General features: G+C 45.2%; 20 protein-coding genes, 2 pseudogenes and 1 riboswitch. Of the genes and pseudogenes, 21 read left to right on the top strand and 1 reads right to left on the bottom strand.

Features of this window, described 5'->3' with window-relative positions; genetic code table 11:
* The first annotated feature begins 344 nt into the window (after positions 1–344).
* From EAI83_RS07970 to EAI83_RS07915, 11 genes are all read left to right on the top strand, one after another.
* Positions 345–863: a hypothetical protein gene (locus EAI83_RS07970; protein ID WP_129974994.1), complete on the top strand. Its 519-nt coding sequence runs from the start codon at positions 345–347 to the stop codon at positions 861–863.
* Positions 841–1,749 (top strand): hypothetical protein, encoded by a 909-nt coding sequence (locus EAI83_RS07965; RefSeq protein WP_129974992.1) that lies wholly within the window; start codon positions 841–843, stop codon positions 1,747–1,749. The genes EAI83_RS07970 and EAI83_RS07965 overlap by 23 nt, the downstream gene beginning before the upstream one ends.
* 46 nt (positions 1,750–1,795) lie before the next feature.
* Positions 1,796–2,443 carry an HAD family hydrolase gene (locus EAI83_RS07960; protein WP_044960674.1) on the top strand — a complete coding sequence of 216 codons (648 nt, stop codon included), beginning with the start codon at positions 1,796–1,798 and terminating at the stop codon, positions 2,441–2,443.
* Positions 2,444–2,475: 32 nt separating this feature from the next.
* Positions 2,476–3,270, top strand: a complete 795-nt coding sequence (locus EAI83_RS07955; protein WP_243113462.1) for a CPBP family intramembrane glutamic endopeptidase — start codon at positions 2,476–2,478, stop codon at positions 3,268–3,270.
* Positions 3,271–3,549: 279 nt separating this feature from the next.
* Positions 3,550–3,924 (top strand): GntR family transcriptional regulator, encoded by a 375-nt coding sequence (locus EAI83_RS07950; RefSeq protein ID WP_015524662.1) that lies wholly within the window; start codon positions 3,550–3,552, stop codon positions 3,922–3,924.
* Positions 3,917–4,819, top strand: a complete 903-nt coding sequence (locus EAI83_RS07945; RefSeq protein WP_021650396.1) for an ABC transporter ATP-binding protein — start codon at positions 3,917–3,919, stop codon at positions 4,817–4,819. Before EAI83_RS07950 ends, EAI83_RS07945 begins: the two co-directional genes overlap by 8 nt.
* Positions 4,794–6,977 carry a DUF6449 domain-containing protein gene (locus EAI83_RS07940; RefSeq protein WP_129974990.1) on the top strand — a complete coding sequence of 728 codons (2,184 nt, stop codon included), beginning with the start codon at positions 4,794–4,796 and terminating at the stop codon, positions 6,975–6,977. Before EAI83_RS07945 ends, EAI83_RS07940 begins: the two co-directional genes overlap by 26 nt.
* Entirely contained in the window at positions 6,977–7,744 is a 768-nt protein-coding gene (locus EAI83_RS07935; RefSeq protein WP_021650398.1) for a pseudouridine synthase, read from the top strand. Before EAI83_RS07940 ends, EAI83_RS07935 begins: the two co-directional genes overlap by 1 nt.
* A gap of 179 nt (positions 7,745–7,923) precedes the next feature.
* Positions 7,924–8,676 (top strand): 30S ribosomal protein S2, encoded by a 753-nt coding sequence (rpsB, locus tag EAI83_RS07930; protein WP_129974988.1) that lies wholly within the window; start codon positions 7,924–7,926, stop codon positions 8,674–8,676.
* A gap of 27 nt (positions 8,677–8,703) precedes the next feature.
* The gene (gene tsf / locus EAI83_RS07925; protein ID WP_015524668.1) at positions 8,704–9,642 is read left to right on the top strand and encodes a translation elongation factor Ts; all 939 of its coding nucleotides are present in this window, start codon (positions 8,704–8,706) and stop codon (positions 9,640–9,642) included.
* A 305-nt stretch (positions 9,643–9,947) separates the two neighbouring features.
* A complete protein-coding gene (locus EAI83_RS07915; RefSeq protein WP_044960682.1) occupies positions 9,948–10,214 on the top strand; it encodes a hypothetical protein in 267 nt (88 codons plus the stop codon).
* Positions 10,215–10,403: 189 nt separating this feature from the next.
* A riboswitch (FMN riboswitch) is annotated at positions 10,404–10,518 on the top strand.
* 117 nt (positions 10,519–10,635) lie between these two features.
* Here the strand turns inward: EAI83_RS07915 and EAI83_RS17845 are convergent.
* Positions 10,636–10,872: pseudogene (locus EAI83_RS17845) on the bottom strand (DUF6783 domain-containing protein).
* Here EAI83_RS17845 and EAI83_RS17840 point away from each other — a divergent pair.
* The 10 genes and pseudogenes from EAI83_RS17840 to fliB all read left to right on the top strand — a co-directional run.
* Positions 10,822–10,947: pseudogene (locus tag EAI83_RS17840) on the top strand (DUF6783 domain-containing protein); the annotation flags it as partial. The pseudogenes EAI83_RS17845 and EAI83_RS17840 sit on opposite strands and share 51 nt — an antisense overlap.
* 2 nt (positions 10,948–10,949) lie before the next feature.
* On the top strand, positions 10,950–12,077 hold the full coding sequence (ribD, locus tag EAI83_RS07900; protein WP_129974986.1) for a bifunctional diaminohydroxyphosphoribosylaminopyrimidine deaminase/5-amino-6-(5-phosphoribosylamino)uracil reductase RibD: 1,128 nt from the start codon (positions 10,950–10,952) through the stop codon (positions 12,075–12,077).
* Complete coding sequence (gene ribE / locus EAI83_RS07895) at positions 12,059–12,712, top strand: riboflavin synthase (RefSeq protein WP_004844978.1); 654 nt, start codon at positions 12,059–12,061, stop codon at positions 12,710–12,712. The genes ribD and ribE overlap by 19 nt, the downstream gene beginning before the upstream one ends.
* An 18-nt stretch (positions 12,713–12,730) precedes the next feature.
* Positions 12,731–13,948: a bifunctional 3,4-dihydroxy-2-butanone-4-phosphate synthase/GTP cyclohydrolase II gene (locus EAI83_RS07890; RefSeq protein WP_118515669.1), complete on the top strand. Its 1,218-nt coding sequence runs from the start codon at positions 12,731–12,733 to the stop codon at positions 13,946–13,948.
* A gap of 29 nt (positions 13,949–13,977) precedes the next feature.
* Positions 13,978–14,451 (top strand): 6,7-dimethyl-8-ribityllumazine synthase, encoded by a 474-nt coding sequence (gene ribH / locus EAI83_RS07885; RefSeq protein ID WP_006427673.1) that lies wholly within the window; start codon positions 13,978–13,980, stop codon positions 14,449–14,451.
* A gap of 15 nt (positions 14,452–14,466) precedes the next feature.
* Positions 14,467–15,117 carry an HAD family hydrolase gene (locus EAI83_RS07880; protein WP_021650403.1) on the top strand — a complete coding sequence of 217 codons (651 nt, stop codon included), beginning with the start codon at positions 14,467–14,469 and terminating at the stop codon, positions 15,115–15,117.
* Positions 15,118–15,221: 104 nt separating this feature from the next.
* Complete coding sequence (locus EAI83_RS07875) at positions 15,222–16,301, top strand: tetratricopeptide repeat-containing glycosyltransferase family 2 protein (RefSeq protein ID WP_129974984.1); 1,080 nt, start codon at positions 15,222–15,224, stop codon at positions 16,299–16,301.
* 123 nt (positions 16,302–16,424) lie between these two features.
* The gene (locus EAI83_RS18010) at positions 16,425–17,012 is read left to right on the top strand and encodes a collagen-like protein (protein ID WP_118608532.1); all 588 of its coding nucleotides are present in this window, start codon (positions 16,425–16,427) and stop codon (positions 17,010–17,012) included.
* Positions 17,013–17,138: 126 nt separating this feature from the next.
* Positions 17,139–18,521 (top strand): MATE family efflux transporter, encoded by a 1,383-nt coding sequence (locus EAI83_RS07865; protein ID WP_334295244.1) that lies wholly within the window; start codon positions 17,139–17,141, stop codon positions 18,519–18,521.
* Between the two features lie 139 nt (positions 18,522–18,660).
* On the top strand, positions 18,661–19,797 hold the full coding sequence (fliB, locus tag EAI83_RS07860) for a flagellin lysine-N-methylase (protein WP_059086870.1): 1,137 nt from the start codon (positions 18,661–18,663) through the stop codon (positions 19,795–19,797).
* The last annotated feature ends 87 nt before the right edge of the window (positions 19,798–19,884 follow it).

Here is a 19,884-nt window from a genome sequence, read left to right as displayed (position 1 = left end):
CGGTACTTCGTACCGTTAAAAATGGAATAGCAGTTCCGCAGTAGCGGAACTGGCATTCCGTTTAAGCATAATTTGCAGATCATGGAAAAAGAAAACAGATCTGTGAAGGAACGAAAGGCTATGCGGCGCCGGAGCAGTATCAGGGCTACTTAAGACCGGGAAGTGATATTTATGCTCTGGGGAAGACCCTGGAAAAGCTTTGCGGAAAAAAGAAATGGCAGTGGTTCTTATATCCGGATTTTTTCGGGCTTCTGTTCCGATGTACCAGAAAACAGGAAAAATACAGATATTCGGATATGTCAGTGGTTCAGAAGAAAATCCAAAAGCTGGAAAACAGATATCGGATGATCACTTGGAGAAAACGATTTCTGGAAGCGGCAGCTGCAGGGATTCTGATAGGAACACTGATCTTGATAGCAGGATTGCTGAAAACGGAAGAATTTTCTGTGGCGATCTCAGAAGTAACAGATTTGTATTACGAAGCCAGACAGTATCCGGAAGACTCAAAAGATCGGGAAAAGTGCTGTATGGCAGCGGAAAAGAGACTCCAGAGGTTAAGTAGAAATTATGGGGAAAAAGAACAGCAGCGTCGTATTGAGCTATTGCTGGCATGGAATGCGGAGCTTTTGTGTGAACCGGAAAAAGCGGCTTTATATTATGAAAATCTTCTTCTGTATGATGCAGAATATCCTGTGGCCTACGGGGAATATGGGATGTTTCTTATTCGGACCGGTCAGAAAGAGGCCAGCAGAAAGCTGTGGGAAGATTATAAAGAGAAAGAAAAAGCGGAATTACTGGATGACAGTGAAAGCAGAAATCTGCAGCTTTGGGAGGAGATCAATGAGAAAAAGAAGAGAAAGTGATCAGAAAAAACCAAAAGAAATGAAAATTCCTAGTAGGAAAACCTGTTTTATTGTTTTGTTTCTGCTGGTCTTATGCAGCTGGATGATCCCTTCCATTGCTGTCTATGGATTTGATGTGTCAGGAATGGATAGTTTTGATACCGGCGGATTTGATATGAATGTGGGAGAAGGAACCGGACAGCTGCCGGAAGACTGGGAAGAAAGCTATGCAGGAGAAGGAAGTGATGATAGTAATTGGAACAGAGAAGAAGGAAATACTGAGGAGTATTCCGCTGCCTGGGCAGAATCAGAGAATGATCAGGAGGAGTCTGCACAATGGAATTTAGATTTTCAGACAGATGAGGTACGTTCTCAGGAAGAAAGCTTTATGGAAAATGGAAATATTGCAGCAGAAGTAGAGATAGCTGATACACCTGTGGAAAAACTGACGGAAACGCCGATACCAACAAAACTGCCAATACTGACTGAACAACCGATCCCCATACAGACAGTGACAGCAAGTCCATCTGTAACGTTGACTCAAAAACCAGTTCGAAAGTCAGCAGTAGATGCATCAAAGAGGGAGAAGAAGCAAAATCCGGCATTATCTTACTATCGGACAGAACCAACAGGAACGTCGGATAGGAAAAAAGAAAAAGAGCAAAAACCGGTGATCCGAATGAAAACAGACGGTAACAGGATCCGGATAGAAATCAGTCCGGATATTCCGTTCCAGATCCTTTCATTTCGGATCAATGGAAAAGAATGTGATTTTTACTGGCAGGGAAAAAAGCTTCTGGCGGAATTACCGAAAAAAAGCAGAAATCCCCGGAAAGCAGAACTCATGGGTTTTGTGAAATCCGGGAAGCTGTACTATGAAACCATGGACTTACCAGAAAAACAGTGATACAATAGGCATACTTACTGATTATTTTATACAACAGGAGGAATTTATGTATAAGGCAATCTTTTTTGATCTGGACGGAACACTGACAGAATCCGGAGAGGGGATTACGAAATCTGTACAGTATGCACTGGAGAAGCTTGGAGTTTCGGCACCGGAGCTGGAGCCATTGAAGGTTTTTGTGGGTCCGCCGCTTCTGGAACAGTTTATGAAATATGCGGGATTTGATAAAGAGACAGCGCAGAAGGGAATCGAATATTACAGAGAGCGGTATTCAGAAAAAGGAATGTATGAGAATACCGTTTATCCGGGCGTGGAAAACACTCTGGCAGAACTGAAACGTCGTGGCTACAGAATGGCTGTGGCGTCTGCGAAACCGACCTTTTACGTAACACAGATCATGGACCATTTTAATCTGAGTCGGTACTTTGAGGTGATCGCCGGGACGGACCTCAATGGACCGAAAGTAACCAAATCTCAGGTGATCGAGGAAGCTCTGGAAAGAATGAGCCTTTCTGACCACCGTGACCAGGTGATCATGGTGGGTGACAGAGAACATGACATTCTCGGAGCCAGACGATGCGGGATCCAGTGTGTGGCTGTATCTTACGGATATGGAAGCAGAGAAGAACTGGAAAAGGCACAGCCTCTTCAGATCGTAGCTTCCGCAGATGAACTTCTGAATTTTTTCGTCTGACCCCTCTGCACAGACAGAATATTTTTCAAATAGTGTGGAGGGAGCTTTATCCGGCAGGAATCCATTATCTTATCGGACAGATCCTCGGAAGTGCCGTGCTTCTCTGGCTGACAGGGCATGTCGGCAACGCACAGGAAAGGTACTATAGTTATACGCTGGTGATCACCGGACTTACCGGAGTGTTGGTTATGTTTCCGGCAGTATATTTTTACCGGAAGGATCGTATAGGAAGACTGATCGGCGGTTTGACTTCCGTTGAGGAACAAAGGCTATCTATTCCTGAAATGCTGCTTCTTCTTGCTGCTGGAGCCGGATTTGCCCAGTATGCCAATGTGCTGGTGGCGATCCTGCAGAACTGGATCTCATCCAGCTATGGAGAGACGATGACGAAGATCACCTCAGGAAAGAGTTTGTTTATGATGATCTTCTGGATGGGGATCATAGCACCTGTTGCAGAAGAAATGATCTTTCGCTGGCTGATCTATCTGCGACTTCGGGATCACTTTTCAGTGCTGGTTTCCGCTGTGATCTCTGCGGCGTTTTTCGGAATTTATCACGGAAATGTCCTGCAGGCTGTGTATGCGTTTGTTCTGGGAGGGATTTTTGCGTGGTTTCTGGAGATGGGAGGTAATAAGTGGACCAGTGTGCTGATGCACATCGGAGCCAATACCTGGATACTTATTTTCAGTGAATACGCCCAGACTCTGGTGGAAAAAGCCGGAGCAGGAAGCCTTCTGATGATCTATGGTGTTTTTGCGGCAGCGATGATCGGAGGATATCAGTATTTTGCACGCCGGGGAGAAAAACGTGGCTACCGGGCTGTCTGATCCAATGTGGAACACGAATGTCTGCCTGCTACTGGATCAGGCAGAGTGATAGATGAATATTTGCTTTACAGAGAATCTGTAGTGGAATCATAGTATAAGGATGCCATTACAGATTTTTTTATAAAAATATGCCGGAATCTTTTGCTGCCGGTAAATTTATATAGATTTTATATTTATTTAAGAGACCATTTCTTGCGTACCTTTGTATCATGTGCTATCATAAGTGTATTAAAAGAATTAATACACTTAATACACAGATTACAGAGAAAGGAGCGTCGTATGTTATTCTTGGACTATCAGGACAGACGTCCCATTTACGAGCAGATCGTAGAGAAATTCCGGATGCTGATCCTGTCAGGAGCTGTGGAGCCATCTTCCAAGATGCCGTCTGTGCGGCAGCTGGCCGTGGAATTATCCATCAATCCCAATACCATCCAGCGGGCATATATGGAACTGGAGCAGCAGGGGCTGATCTGTCCGGTGAAGGGAAAAGGTAGTTTTGTCACAGACAGCAGCAGGATCAGGCAGATCGGTATGGAAGAAACCTTAAGTGAGCTGAAAAAGATCACAGAAAAGGGAATGGCTCTGGGAGTAGGGGAGGAAGAAATGATCGGTGTGATCCGCTTATGCTATAAGGAGGGAAACAATGATTGAGATAAAAAACTGCAGCAAAGCTTTTGGTAAGATACAGGCAGTAAATAAGGTCACCATGGATATCGGGGAACGGGAGGTTTTTGGACTGATCGGCTCCAACGGTGCGGGAAAAAGTACTCTGCTCCGTATCATGGCCGGGATCATCCGTCAGGACAGAGGAGAGGTGCTGATGGATGAAGAACCGGTTTTTGAAAATGAAAGGATCAAAGAGCATTTTTTCTACATCCCGGACGATGCATATATTCCGGCAAATTACAATGCTCTGGACATGGCAGAATTTTACCGTTGTATTTATCCGGGATTTCAGCAGGCGCGTTTTGAGACAATGATGAAGCAGTTTCATCTGGATGGAAAACGAAAAATCAGCACTTTTTCCAAGGGAATGAAGAAACAGCTTCTGGTGATCCTGGGAATCAGTACAGGAACGAAATATCTGTTTTGTGATGAAACCTTTGATGGCCTGGACCCGGTAATGCGCCAGGCAGTAAAAAGTATTTTTGCATCAGAGATCATGAGTCGTGAATTTACGCCGGTGATCGCTTCCCATAATCTCCGTGAGCTGGAAGATATCTGCGATCACATCGGGCTTCTTCATCAGGGAGGAATTCTCCTTTCCAGAGATCTGGAGGATATGAAATTCCACATCCATAAGATCCAGTGTGTACTTACTGACAAAAAGAAAGAAGAAGAATTAAAGAAAGAGCTGGATGTTTTGAAAACAGAGCATCAGGGCTCCCTGTTGCTTATTACTGCAAGGGGAACAAGAAGAGAGATCATGGAGAAGATACAGGCAAAAAATCCTCTTTTCTGCGAAGTGCTCCCACTGACTCTGGAAGAAATATTTATCAGCGAAACGGAGGTGGCAGGCTATGAAGTCAAAAATTTATTCCAGTGAGTATATGAAATCCTCTTCTAAAGGACAAAGATGGATCCCGGCATTTGCCATGATCGCATTTCTCCTTGCATTTCCGGTAGCGGAACTTATTCTGATGGGAAAATGGAATGAGCGCAGTTATACTCAGAGTCAGCTTTCCTATCTGTATTCCAGCCTGTGGAGCAGTGACTTTCTCACAATGGGAGCAGCTGTGGCTGCGGTAACCGCATTTTTTGCAGCAGTAAGCGGCTTCTGGTATCTGTATTCCCCGAGAAAAGTGGATTTCTATCACAGCCTTCCGGTAAAGCGAAGTGCACTGTTTCTGCACAGAGTATTGTTGGCTGTTCTTTATTATCTGGTGCCATATGTGATCATGGAATTTGCTGCGGTATGCATCGGGGCAGCCAGAGGATATTACAGCCTTTCCATTATGAAAAAGGCACTGATCCTGCTGGTGCTCCATCTCCTGATGTATCTTCTGGTGTATTTTTCCACAGTGCTGGTGATCGCCTGCACCGGTACCATGTTGATGGGAGCACTTGCATGGGCAGGGCTGTTTACCTACAGTATCGTTCTGGCAGTGATGCTGCAGTTAAGCGGACATTTATTTTTTGATACCTGGTACGAGGGCAGTTACGGAATTCTGGCAGCAGTGCGGAATCTGGGATCTCCTCTTATGGTGATCGTAAGCTTTATAGATAGATACAGCAGCGGAAGCTTTGGAAAGCAGTTGCTGATACTGATCCTTACGCTGTTTATCATGGCAGCACTTTCCTGGATGGCATTTTGTAGACGAAGGTCAGAGAATACCGGAAAAGCTCTGGTATATACCTGGATGGAGCCGGTCTTAAGTGCCCTGATCACAATACCATCCGGACTGGGGATCGGTCTGATCTTTTATATGATTCCGGAAGATTCATCCAAAACAGCATGGTGGATCTTCGGAATGATACTGGGAACGATCCTGGTCCATGGAATTCTGGAAGTGATCTATGAAATGGATTTTCGCAGATTTTTCCGCAGAAAAGTGCAGCTTATGATCCTTGGAGGTGTTGTGGCAATCTGTGCGCTGACCATGAAAATGGATCTTCTGGGATATGACAGTTATTTTCCGGCTTATGACAATCTTCAGGGAGTTGTGATAAATGTAAGCAATCTCTCATATGCAGAGCAGCTTTGCAATGTGGAAAAAAAAGAAAACGGAATCTATAAGATCCGGTATACTGCTACCTCAGACAATAGTTCTGGTCTGCTGGATCAGCCGGTAATGAAAAGTAAAGCATTATATAACAGTCTGAAGGATATCAGGCTTCAGAATGAAAAAGGAAAAAAATCAGGAAGGCGCATGTATGTGCGCTACATAAATAAACAGGGATTCAGTGTATGCAGAGGCTATATTGTATCCTCTGCACAGGCACAGAATCTTATGGAAGCCCTGTATGATGAGCAGACATGGAAAGAAGACAGATATTCATTTTTTCAGCTGGACAAACAGTATCTGAAAGAGGTCACCGGTATTTTCTGTGACGGAGATATTCAAACATTATTTGAGAAAAATGCAGAGAAGCGTCAGGCGCTGGCAGAGGCGTTGAGAAAGGACATTCTGGAAAACGGCGGTCAGACAGTAAAAGACCAGCCATGTGCAATGCTGATGTTCGATTATGCGGGAATTCCGTCAGAAGGATACATGGATGAATGGGGAATGAATGTACCGGCTGTGCAGGAAGGAGAGAATGTGTCCACATCCGTTCTGGTGTATCCGTCATATAAGAGAACACTTGCAATTTTGGAAGAAACAGGATATCCTCTTTCTATGGATGAGCTGTCTGTTGAGTATATTGATGTTTATTACTTCAGCTCCGAAGCTGCCGGCGAAGATGATGAAGCTTTTTCCGACACTGAGCCCATTTCGGATCTTGAAGAAACAGATAACGGTTATAAAGTCCGTTACGATAAAAAGGAACAGCTGGAAGCCCTGAAAAAATGTATCCGTCCATCACAGCTGGTAAACGGATGGACTATCTGGAATGCAGATGCCACAATGGAAGTGGTTCTGGAAGGACAAGAGAGCACCGGCGGGGATTCCGGACTTTATATGACATTTGCCGGTGAGATCCCGGATTTTATCAGAGCAGATGCAAAGGCAGCCCATGTAACAGAATGGGAGGTAAATGATTAATGGAAAAACCAGTCCGGCTGGATAAATTTCTGGCAGATGCCGGCGCAGGTACAAGAAGCGAGGTAAAAAAATACATACAGAAGGGTCAGGTGCAGGTTAACGGGAAATCTGTAAAGAAACCGGAGCTGAAAGTAACAGAAGAAGATCAGGTGGTTATGAACGGGCAGGAGATCCATGCTGCACCGGAATATGTATACTATCTTTTTAACAAGCCGGCAGGCTGTGTCAGCGCAACGGAGGACTTCAGAGATAAAACGGTTCTTGACTATATTGAAGAGAAAGACAGAAGAAAGGGGCTTTTTCCGGTGGGACGCCTGGATAAAGATACAGAAGGCTTTCTTCTGATCACAGATGACGGTCCTCTGGCACACGAGCTTCTTTCTCCGAAAAAGCATGTGGATAAGACCTACTATGCAAAAGTATCCGGGAAAGTGACAGAAGAAGATGTCGTGAAGCTGGCAGAAGGCGTGGATATCGGGGAAAAAGATCTCACACGACCGGCAAGGCTGGAGATCCTTTCTACCTGGGAGTCCGGTACAGAATCTGCAGAAGCCGGTAAGAACTGGGAATCTGAGATCCGACTTACCATCCACGAGGGAAAATTCCATCAGGTAAAACGGATGATGGAGGCACTGGGAAAAAAAGTAACTTATTTGAAAAGACTATCCATGGGGCCGCTGGCGCTTCCTTCAGATCTTCCGACAGGAAAATATCGTTCGCTCACCGAAAAAGAACTGGAGCTTCTGAAATCTGCCGGAAACCGCTGAAAAACAGAAAAAAATTGGAAAAATCCCCTTTACATAAGGGGATTTCCTATGCTATAATTCAGAAGTTGCAAAAATAAGCACGCACGGCGATTCTATAAGGATGGTGCCCTACGGTGTGAGGATGGGTCCAGAGAGAAGGCGACCTGTGCGGAAGAATTTAACCAAAAAGGAGAAAAGACATGAGCGTTATTTCAATGAAGCAGCTTTTAGAGGCAGGTGTTCATTTCGGACATCAGACAAGAAGATGGAACCCTAAAATGGCTCCGTACATCTACACAGAGAGAAATGGTATCTATATCATCGATCTTCAGCAGTCTGTAGGAATGGTTGACGATGCTTACAATGCAGTAGCAGATATTGTTGCCAACGGTGGACACATCCTTTTCGTAGGAACTAAGAAACAGGCTCAGGATGCTATCCGTACAGAGGCAGAGCGTTGTGGAGAGTTCTTCGTAAATGAGAGATGGCTTGGTGGTATGCTTACAAACTTCAAGACAATCCAGAGCCGTATCGCAAGACTGAAAGAGATCGAGACAATGGAAGCTGACGGAACATTCGACGTACTTCCTAAGAAAGAGGTTATCGAGCTTCGCAAAGAGCTTGTTAAGCTTCAGAAGAACCTTGGCGGAATCAAAGAGATGAAGAGAATCCCGGATGCTATCTTTATCGTAGATCCTAAGAAAGAGAGAATTTGCGTACAGGAGGCTCATACACTTGGAATCCCGCTTATCGGTATCTGCGATACTAACTGTGATCCGGAAGAGCTTGACTATGTGATCCCGGGAAATGACGATGCTATCCGTGCAGTAAAACTCATCGTTTCCAAGATGGCTGACGCTGTTATCGAGGCTAAGCAGGGAACTGCTGAGGCAGATGGCGAGATCGAGGCTGAGTCTGAGGAGTTTGCAGCTACAGAGGAATTATTCGTATAAACAGAATATTTCAGGAGGAAACGAACAATGGCTATTACAGCAGCACAGGTAAAAGAGTTAAGAGAGATGACCGGCGCCGGAATGATGGATTGTAAGAAAGCTCTTACAGCTACAGAAGGCGATATGGATAAAGCAGTTGAGTTCCTGCGTGAGAAGGGTCTTGCTACAGCACAGAAGAAAGCAAGCCGTATCGCAGCAGAGGGTCTTTGCAAAACTCTGGTAACAGAGGATGGAAAGAAAGCAGTCGTTGTTGAGGTTAATGCTGAGACAGACTTCGTTGCAAAGAATGAGAAATTCCAGAGCTATGTTGCAGATGTTGCAGCACAGGCACTTAACACAACAGCAGCTGATATCGATGCTTTCCTTGCTGAGGCATGGGCACTTGATACAACTAAGACTGTAAAAGAGGCTCTTGCAGCTCAGATCGCAGTAATCGGCGAGAACATGAACATTCGTAGATTTGCTCAGGTTGAGGAGCAGAACGGATTCATCGCTTCCTACACTCATATGGGTGGAAAGATCGGCGTTCTTGTAGACGTTGAGACAGATGTTGTTAACGATGCTGTTAAAGAGATGGCTAAGAACGTAGCTATGCAGATCGCAGCTCTGAAACCGCAGTACACAAGCGACAAGGAAGTAAGCGCTGACTACATCGAGCATGAGAAAGAGATTCTTATGGCTCAGATCCAGAACGATCCGAAGGAGTCCCAGAAACCGGCTAAGGTTATCGAGGGAATGATCACAGGACGTATCAAGAAAGAGCTTAAAGAGATCTGCCTTCTTGACCAGACATACGTAAAAGCAGAGGACGGAAAACAGTCCGTTGCTAAATACGTAGAGCAGGTAGCAAAAGAGAACGGCGCTAAGATCCAGATCAAAGGCTTCGTTCGCTACGAGACAGGCGATGGTCTTGAGAAAAAAGAAGAGAACTTCGCTGAGGAAGTTGCAAAACAGATGGGTAAATAATCCATTAACTTAAGTTTTCATTATATTATTTTAATAAGTCTGAATTTAAGTATTTAAAAACCTTGAAAGCCGATGGTGTAGATTGATAACAGTCAAAGCCATCGGTTTTCTTTATCCAAATATCTTGGACACTCTGTCAAATATATTCTCTGGTTCTTCCTGCCACATCAAAATAAGTATGCTCATGCATTGACAGAGATAATCGATACTTTCAAAACGCCTAAATGTCACGGCCTGCGCCTGTTTCCGCTTATAATTCCTCACTATTTGTGCCGCCAGCCAAAGGCGGCGGAATGGAGATTTTTATGAAATATACCCAGGATAATGGAAAAATTAAATTATGTGAAACTGATAATATGGATCATCTCGTGCGGTTAACACAAGCGTTGAATGAAAATAATATTCTTTACGAAACGAGATTAAAAAAAGGAACATTTATCAATAATCTTTTTTTCTTGATTTTTTATCATACTTTTGCATCGGGAATTGATCATAAGAATGAAACAACATGTATTTATGTACTAGAAAAAGATTTTGCTGCTGCCCAAAAAGCAATAGTAAACTGCAGATAAAAAAATTCATCTTCCAAGGCACAGGCTCTGTGTGCTGGCCATCGGTCATTGCCTGCGTGCCTGTTTGTCAACCAAAGCCTGAGAATAGTAATACGACGATTGCCTGCCAGTAACTAATATTCCGCATGGAATGAGTAAAATAAAAATTTCGCTTTACAAATAACAGATAAAGTATTAAAATAAACAAAAAGATATCTTCAGGGCAGGGTGAGATTCCCTACCGGCGGTAAAGCCCGCGAGCCGAGAGGCATGATCCGGTGAGATTCCGGGGCCGACAGTACAGTCTGGATGGAAGAAGATGATAGTACAGTTGATTTTTTGAATGAATGTAGTATCAGAGCTCTGAGATGGTGATCCATTTCAGAGCTTTTTATATAGGGAATCAGACATTCATTTATCGATCATATGTAACAGATCAATTCTACCCTGCAGATATTTCTGCAGGTTTTTTTTGTATCTGGTACATCGTTTTCGAAATAAATATACCACTCACTTGTCTGTGAATCCGATTGCACAGATCTAAAAGCCTCGGCGTACCAGAGCGTGTTTGAAAAATCATTCCTGCAATCTGCACGCCCCACTTTGCGGTATATTTTGCCCGAATTCAGTTGCCGTAGCCCGCTACGGCGCCCTCATCCGGACAAAATCTCCCACAAATTGTGACGCACATCTTGCAGAAAGCCTTTTTCAAACACGCTCTAGACAAAGAACAGGAATAAGAAAGAAGGAATAAAAATGACGGATCAGGAATATATGCTTCGGGCGATTCAGCTGGCCAAAAAAGGAGAAGGCTGGACGAATCCCAATCCGATGGTAGGGGCAGTGATCGTAAAAGACGGAAGGATCATCGGGGAAGGCTATCATAAAAAGTATGGAGAACTTCATGCGGAACGTAATGCAATTGCTTCCCTCACAGAACCAGCAGAAGGTGCGGTGATTTATGTTACGCTGGAGCCTTGCTGTCATCATGGAAAAACACCTCCATGTACGGAAGCGATCATTGAACAGAAGATCAGAAAAGTGGTGATCGGTTCCCGAGATCCGAATCCGAAAGTGGCAGGAAAAGGTGTACAGATGTTAAGGGAAGCCGGTGTAACAGTAGTTGAAGATTTTATGAGAGAAGAATGTGATCAGCTGAATCCGGTGTTTTTCCATTATATTACTACGAAAACCCCATACGTGGTGATGAAGTATGCCATGACACTGGATGGGAAGATCGCAACGAAGACAGGAGCATCAAAATGGATCACCGGAGAAGCGGCAAGAAAAGAAGTACAGCATATGCGGCATCAGTACATGGGGATCATGGCAGGTATTGGAACTGTGCTTGCAGATGATCCGATGTTGAACGTCCGGGTAGAAGGCTGGAAAAGTCCTGTCAGGATTGTGTGCGACAGTAAGCTCAGGATCCCGCCGGACAGTCAGATCGTAAAAAGTGCGGAAAAGTACCGGACGATCGTGGCTTATGCAGATCAGAAAAATACAGAAGAAAAAATAAAAATATTACATACCATGGGAGTTGAGACCATTTACTGTCCGGATGAAAAGGATCAGATAGACCTTAAGAAGCTGATGACAGATCTTGGAAACAGGGGTATTGACAGCATCCTCCTGGAGGGAGGCGGTACGTTAAATGACAGTGCCCTGCGAGCCGGAATTGTAAAGGAAGTACAGGCTTTTGTGGCACCAAAGCTGTTTGGTGGTGTGGCCGGGAAGACACCGGTAGAAGGTATCGGAGTTGAATTCCCGTCTGAAGCAGTAGAACTGAAATATATAGATATCTGCCAGATCGGTGAGGACATCCGGATAAGATGTCAGGTGTGTGAGAAAAAACAGGAGGAATCATGTTTACAGGAATCGTAGAAGAGAAAGGAAAAGTCCGTTATATACAGCTGACAGGAGAATCAGGGATCCTGGCAGTGAAAGCCCGGAAAGTCCTGGAAGGGACAAGAATCGGTGACAGTATTGCTGTGAATGGTGTGTGTCTGACAGTTACGTCGATCCAGCCGGACGGATTTACTGCCGATGTGATGGCAGAGACGATCAGAAGAAGCAGTCTTGGCAGTTGCAAAGCTGGAAGCCAGGTAAACCTGGAACGTGCAATGGCTGCAGATGGCAGGTTCGGGGGACACATAGTAAGCGGCCATATTGATGGGACTGGAGTGATACGTTCCATGCTCCGGGAAGAAAATGCCATCTGGGTATCAATTGAGACATCGCCACAGATCTTGCATCTGATCGTGGAAAAAGGATCCGTTTGTATTGATGGGATCAGCCTGACAGTTGCAAGGGTTGATGAAGCTGGTTTTCAGGTGTCGGTCATTCCACATACAGGAGAAGAAACCACCCTTTTGGAAAAGGTGCCGGGGGATCTGGTTAATCTGGAAAATGATGTGATCGGAAAATATGTAGAAAAACTGCTTGGCATCAGAAAAAATGAAGAAGAGAAAAAAGAATCCGGAATTACGATGGAGTTTCTTGAAGAATTCGGGTTTTAGAACAGGAGGATATACACTATGTCACAAAATTATCAGTACAACACAATTGAAGAGGCACTTAGGGATCTTAAGGAAGGAAAAATAGTTCTGGTCACAGATGATCCGGACAGAGAAAATGAGGGAGATCTGATATGTGCGGCAGAGTTTGCGACCCGGGAAAATATTAATTTCATGGCGACTTATGCAAAGGGTCTTATCTGTACACCGATGAGTGCAGAAATTGCGGCGAGATTGAATTTTCCGCCGATGGTTGCTGAGAACACGGACAATCACAGTACAGCATTTACCGTGGCAGTGGATCACGCAGATACAACCACCGGTATCTCTGCGGCAGAACGCTCCTATACCATTATGAAGTGTGTGGATGATCAGTCAAAACCGGAGGATTTCAGAAGACCGGGACATGTGTTTCCGCTTATTTCCAGAAAAGGCGGGGTTCTGGTACGAAATGGCCATACGGAGGCAACAACAGATCTTATGAGACTTGCCGGACTGAAAGAATGCGGCGTGTGCTGTGAAGTTATGAAAGAAGATGGCACTATGATGCGTACATCACAGCTATGGGAAATGGCAAAAGAGCATAACCTTACATTTATTACGATCCGTGATCTGCAGGATTATATAAGAATACATGAAAAGCATGTAAAGGAGGAAGCAGCTGCAAACCTCCCAACGCAGTACGGTGATTTTAAAATGTATGGCTATATCAATGACATTACAGGAGAGCATCATCTGGCACTGGTAAAAGGTGATCTAGGAGATGGTGAGGATGTGCTTTGCCGTGTACATTCGGAGTGCCTGACAGGAGATGCATTCGGATCGCTCAGATGTGACTGCGGCCTGCAGCTGCAGACAGCGATGCGCCAGGTAGAGGCGGAAGGCAGAGGGATCATTCTGTATATGAGACAGGAAGGCAGAGGGATCGGACTGATCAATAAGATCAAAGCCTATGCGCTTCAGGAACAGGGATATGATACCGTGGAGGCTAATGTGAAGTTAGGGTTTGCACCGGATCTCAGAGAGTACTGGGTTGGGGCACAGATACTGTCAGACCTTGGTGTGAAATCATTAAGATTACTGACCAATAACCCGGATAAAGTCTATGGGCTTGGCGAATTCGGGTTGAAGATCAATGAGAGAGTACCATTGGAGATTCCGGTACAAAAGTATGACCGGAAGTATATGAAGACGAAGCAGGAAAAGATGGGTCATATTTTTAAAGAAATAAATTTATAAAAAACAGCAAATAGCAGGAGGAAGAAAAAATGAGACAGATCAATTTAGTAGAAGGAAAAGTAGTAGCACCGGAGGGAATGAAGGTTGGTATCGTGGCAGCGAGATTCAATGAGATCATTGTGAATAAATTATTGGGAGGGGCAGTCGACGGACTGGTAAGACATGGAGTAGAAGAAGAGAATATTACTGCAGCATGGGTGCCGGGAGCATTTGAGATTCCGCTTACAGCACAGAAAATGGCACAGTCAGGAAAATATGATGCAGTTATCTGCGTGGGAGCTGTCATTCGTGGAGATACTTCACATTATGATCTGGTGTGCAATGAATCTGCCAAGGGGATCGCACAGGTTGAACTTGCAACAGGGATCCCGGTCTTATTCGGAGTGATCACGACTGAGAATATCGAGCAGGCTATTGCGCGGGCAGGAAGCAAAGCGGGAAATAAAGGCTATGACTGTGCGTTATCTGCGATCGAGATGGTCAATCTGATGAAGCAGCTCTAATAGATAGGGAAATAAATGATGACAAAAACAATCATATTCGATTATGATGGAACGATCCATCATACCATTGGAATCTATGAACCGGCATTTCGTGAAACCTATCAGTGGCTGACAGAACAGAAGGCTGCAGAAGAACGGGAGATAGGCTCGGCGGAAATTGCCGGCTGGCTGGGATTTAACAGTAAGGAGATGTGGAATACATTTTTGCCGGAGCTGGATCAGAGCTATAAAGAGCAGGCGAGCAGGATGGTAGGAGAACTGATGGTCAGACAGATCAGGAAGCATAAGGCAGTGTGGTATCCGGGAGCAGAGGAGATGCTTACAGCCTTGAAGAACCGGGGATATCATCTTGTGATCTTAAGTAACTGTAAAGCTTCCTATCGTGAGGCGCACTGGAAGGAATTTGGGATGGAACGATGGTTCGATCATTTTTATGACTGCGAATCGTATGGATTCCGTCCAAAGACAGAAATTGTGCAGGAAATCATCCGGGAATATACAGGCCCTTATCTGGTGGTCGGAGACAGGAGGCAGGATCTGGAATGTGCCAGAGCCTGCAAAAGCCCATTTATAGGATGCCTGTATGGATATGGTGAGAGCGGGGAGCTGAACGGAGCAGATCGTCTTGCAGAACATATAGAGGATATACCACAGTTGGTGATATGAGGATGAGTTCAGCTTTATCCGAAAGTAGAAGCTGTACACTGACAGAAGGCATAGGACTGACGGGAACGGCATAAATATTATAAAAATCCGAAGGATCCTGAAATATGATTTCCCTCAGTCTATGTATGATCGTAAAAAATGAAGAAGCAGTTCTTGATAGGATCTTGAAGCCGGTTTCTCAGGTGATGGATGCGATCCTGATCGCAGATACCGGTTCTTCAGACAGAACAAAAGAGATCGCGGAGCAGTATACGTCGCAGGTGTTTGATTTTCCTTGGTGTGATGATTTTTCTGCTCCGCGTAATTTTCTTCTGGAAAAAGTCCGCACCGATTACTGGATGTGGCTGGATGCGGATGATGTCCTGGATGAAGAAAATCTGGAAAAACTGAAGAGTCTTAAAGAAACTCTGGATCCCGGAACAGATGTTGTAATGATGGAATATGCGGCAGGGTTTGACCAGAGCGGGAGAACAACATTTTCATATTTTCGGGAGCGGATAATGAAAACATCCAGAAATTTCAGATGGAATGGGGCAGTTCATGAAACTGTGATTCCGGAGGGAAATATCATTTATTCAGATGTGGTGATCCGGCACCGGAAATGTGGAAAAGGTGATCCGGACCGTAATCTTCGCATTTATGAAAAAATGCTGGCAGGAGGAGAAACGCTGGAACCCAGACATCAGCTTTATTATGGGAGAGAACTGTATTATCATCAGCGTTATCCGGAGACAGAGGCTGTGTTGGTGGAGTTCCTGAAAAATCCATCCGGATGGCTGGAAAATAAGATCGATGCCTGTTTTGTACTTGGACAGTGCTACCGGAAAATGGGAGAAAAAAAGTACGCACTGGAAGCTTTTCTGTACAGTCTGACTATGGATGTGCCGAGGGCGGAAATCTGTTGTGAGGTCGGAAAGATTTTTCTGGAAAGAGAGCTTCCCAGACAGGCTGGCTATTGGTATGGGCAGGCGCTTACTGTGCCGTCAGATAAGAAAAAATGTGGATTTTTTATGGCTGAGTGTCATGGATTTGTGCCATATATGCAGCTTTGCGTTTGTTATGATAAGATGGGATGTCCGGAGCAGGCATTCTTTTTTCATAAGAAAGCGAAGGGACTGAAGCCGGAAGATCCGGGAGTATTGTATGACCAGAAATATTTCTGGGAAAAATATGGTCTGGTATAAAAGAAAAGATATCTTTATTATATTTTTCCTGGCAGGGTACAAGCTTGCGGGGATCCTATGCACAGGTAAAAGCTGTTGTCATATACTGTAGGGAAAGTTATTTTCCTATGAGGTGATCGAAGAATGCTGTTCAGGCATCGAAAACGTAAGGAAATGGAAATGCAGCAGGACAGTCATGAGGATTTGTCCTGTATGTCCTGTTATGGAAATCATAGTTCCTGTGGATGTGACAGATGTGGAACAAGAGGCTGCCCAGGCCCTGTGGGACCTACAGGACCAACCGGTCCCAGAGGCTGTCCGGGAGTTCCGGGTCCTATGGGTCCTCAGGGACCGCAGGGGGAACCGGGAATACAGGGATATACGGGAGCCACGGGCCCGGCTGGAGCAACGGGTCCAGCGGGAGTCATCGGTCCGACGGGAGCAACAGGAGCCACCGGTCCTGCAGGAGTAACAGGTCCGACGGGAGCAACGGGAGCGACAGGAGCAACAGGAGCCACGGGTCCAGCGGGAACGACGGGGGTAACAGGTCCGGCTGGTGCGATCGGAGCCACGGGTCCAGCAGGTCCAACAGGAGCAACAGGAGCCACCGGCCCTGCCGGAACAGTAACCCCGGCAGCTGCTGTTGGAAATGCAACAACGGTAGATGATATTGTGGAGGATTTTAATGCACTTCTTGCAAACCTTCGTGATGCAGGACTCCTGGAAAGATAGTGAAATGATAAACACACGTTACTGTGCGGCTGCGTATTTTATGCAGCCGCTGCATATTCTCCATAAAAATATTTCATTGTAGCTTTCCGATGAAAGGTGCTATAATATTCTTATGTAAGTATGAACATGGGGGATGAAATCGTGAAAAAAAACAAGTATGAGATCGATATGTGTAATGGATCGATCATGGACAAGCTGATTTCGTTTTCACTGCCGCTGATGCTGTCCGGTATCCTGCAGCTGATGTTCAATGCAGTGGATATCGTGGTAGTGGGACGTTTCAGCGGAAGTGAGGCGCTGGCGGCAGTAGGCTCCACTACCGCACTGATCAATGTGTTTACCAACCTTTTTATCGGGATTTCTCTTGGTGCCAATGTGCTGGCAGCCAGATTTTATGCTGCCGGTAAGGATGAAGAAATGTCAGAAACAGTACATACATCGATCCTGCTGGCTCTGATCAGCGGGATCATCATGGCAGTTCTGGGAGTGATCTTTGCCAGAATCTGCCTGGAACTGATGGATACACCGGACGATGTGATCGATCTTTCTACTCTTTATATGCGTATTTATTTCCTGGGAATGCCGTTTTTTATGCTGTATAACTATGGTGCGGCGATCCTGCGTGCTGTGGGAGATACCAAGCGGCCGCTGGTCTTTCTGATCATTTCCGGCTGTGCCAATGCGCTTTTGAATCTGTTTTTCGTGATCGTGTGTCATTTAAGCGTGGCCGGTGTGGGAATCGGAACGGTGATCTCTCAGCTGATCTCCTGCATTCTTGTCCTTCGGTGTCTGTATCAGACAGAGGGAAGCTATCAGCTGCGTTTTTCAAAACTGTCCATAAAGGGAGAGTACCTGAAGCAGATCTTCCAGGTGGGACTGCCTGCCGGGATCCAGAGTACAGTGATCAATTTTTCCAATGTACTTCTTCAGTCTTCTGTAAACTCCTTTGGTTCCATTGCTATGGCAGGATATACAGCAGCCAATAATATTTTTGGATTTCTGTATGTGTCCGTGAATTCGGTTACCCAGGCCTGCATGAGCTTTACCAGTCAGAATTATGGTGTGCGAAAACCGAAACGTATGGACCGGGTGCTTGTTGACTGTATGATCCTGTCCTTTGTCGTATCCTTTGCCATGGGCTGTGGTGCATACTTTTTCGGTCCGCAGCTTCTGAAGATCTATACGGAAGACCCTAAGGTTATCCAATGCGGAATGGAGATTCTTGTCTATACCACAGTTACCTATTTCCTTTGCGGACAGATGGATCTGTTTCCGGGAGCACTGCGCGGAATGGGACGCTCTGGTGTGCCGATGATCCTGTCTATTATCGGAACGGTCGGCCTTCGAATTGTGTGGATTTTCGGAATTTTCCCGGCTCACAGATCACTGAAAGTACTGTTTATTTCTTATCCGGCATCCTGGATCCTTACGATCATCATGCAGGTGACCTGTTTCTGGTTTGTAAGGCGGAAAGTTCACAGGCAGCTTCTGGGAGAGACTGCAGAATAAAAACGAATACACAGAATATCAGAAAAAGCGGATAGAATTCCGCTTTTCTGTGTTTACGGGGAAAATAAAACAGGTCAACTCATGTCCATTTTGCAAACAGGAGACATTGGAGCTGGAAAATAAAGAATATGGAGGAAACATGGAATTATTAAAACCTGATTATTACGACGAATTTACCTGTATTGCAGACAAATGCACCATCAGCTGCTGCAGGGAATGGAAGATCAACATAGATGATGAAACCTACAGAAACTGGAAAACCATCCAGCCGCCGTCAGAGGTGCCCGGACACAGAAGCTGCCTGCAGGCCTATACCATGAAAAAGGACGGCAGCCGGATCATGAAGATGACGGAAGAGCACGACTGTCCTTTTCTTGCAAAGAACAGACTGTGCTATCTGGTAAGTGCTTATGGGGATTCGATGCTTTCAGAGACCTGCCAGATTTTTCCAAGGGAGATCCATGAATTTCAGGATCATAAGGAAGCGACCATGATGCCCTGTTGCCCGGCTGTCCTGGACATCTGGAAGGAGAAGAAAAGAATCGCTTTTCCGGAAACTCCAAAAGAAAAGGAACAGCCGCTTTTTCTTGTGCGCCGGAAGGTTATGGATCTTATAATGGATCCTGAAAAAACACCGGAGGAAATCCTTCTTGAAAGTTTTTATGTTCTGAAGGAACTTCACTGGAACATGCCGCTTACCACAGAGCTTGTGGAAGATTATTTTTCAGAGAAAACGATTCGCCAACTGGAACATGCTATTAATGAAATAGAGCTGCCTGTTCTGGATACCATGGACGAATGCAATGAACTTTTGCAGGACCTGGCTGTAAATTACCGGAAAGAGGGACTTTACCGGAAATATCTGGAGCCGGTGATGGAACTTGCGGAGGAATTGTCCGAAGAATATGAGGAAGAGGAACTGGTGGAAGCCCGGGAGGATTTTTATCGGAAATTTCGTGTATATGAAGACCTTCTCCGGAGCTTTCTTGCCAACGAAGTATATTCAGATCTTCTGACACCGGAGGGAGATTTGGAAGATGCCCTGGTCCATATGCAGTGGATCGGTATGGAATATGCCACCATCCGCCAGGCTGTTTTTCTTCGGTGGCAGAAAGATGGACGGGGATCTCTTCCCTACGAAACACTCCGGGATTATATGGTAGTGATCTCCAGAATGACCGGATATGAGGAAGACGATATCCGGGAATATCTTGAGAACAGTTTTGAAGAGCTTCTGTGGGAGTGGGGATATTTTGCGCTGATCACAGGGAAATGACTTTATAACTTAAAGTTATATTAAGTATTAAAAATATACATTTTAATTATATGACGTTTTGTGTTAGAATATAGGACGAAAAGGGTA

Origin of the sequence: Blautia sp. aa_0143, assembly GCF_004167315.1 — a bacterium.
GTDB lineage: Bacteria > Bacillota > Clostridia > Lachnospirales > Lachnospiraceae > Blautia_A > Blautia_A fusiformis.
This window is presented reverse-complemented; position numbering and strand designations above follow the sequence as displayed.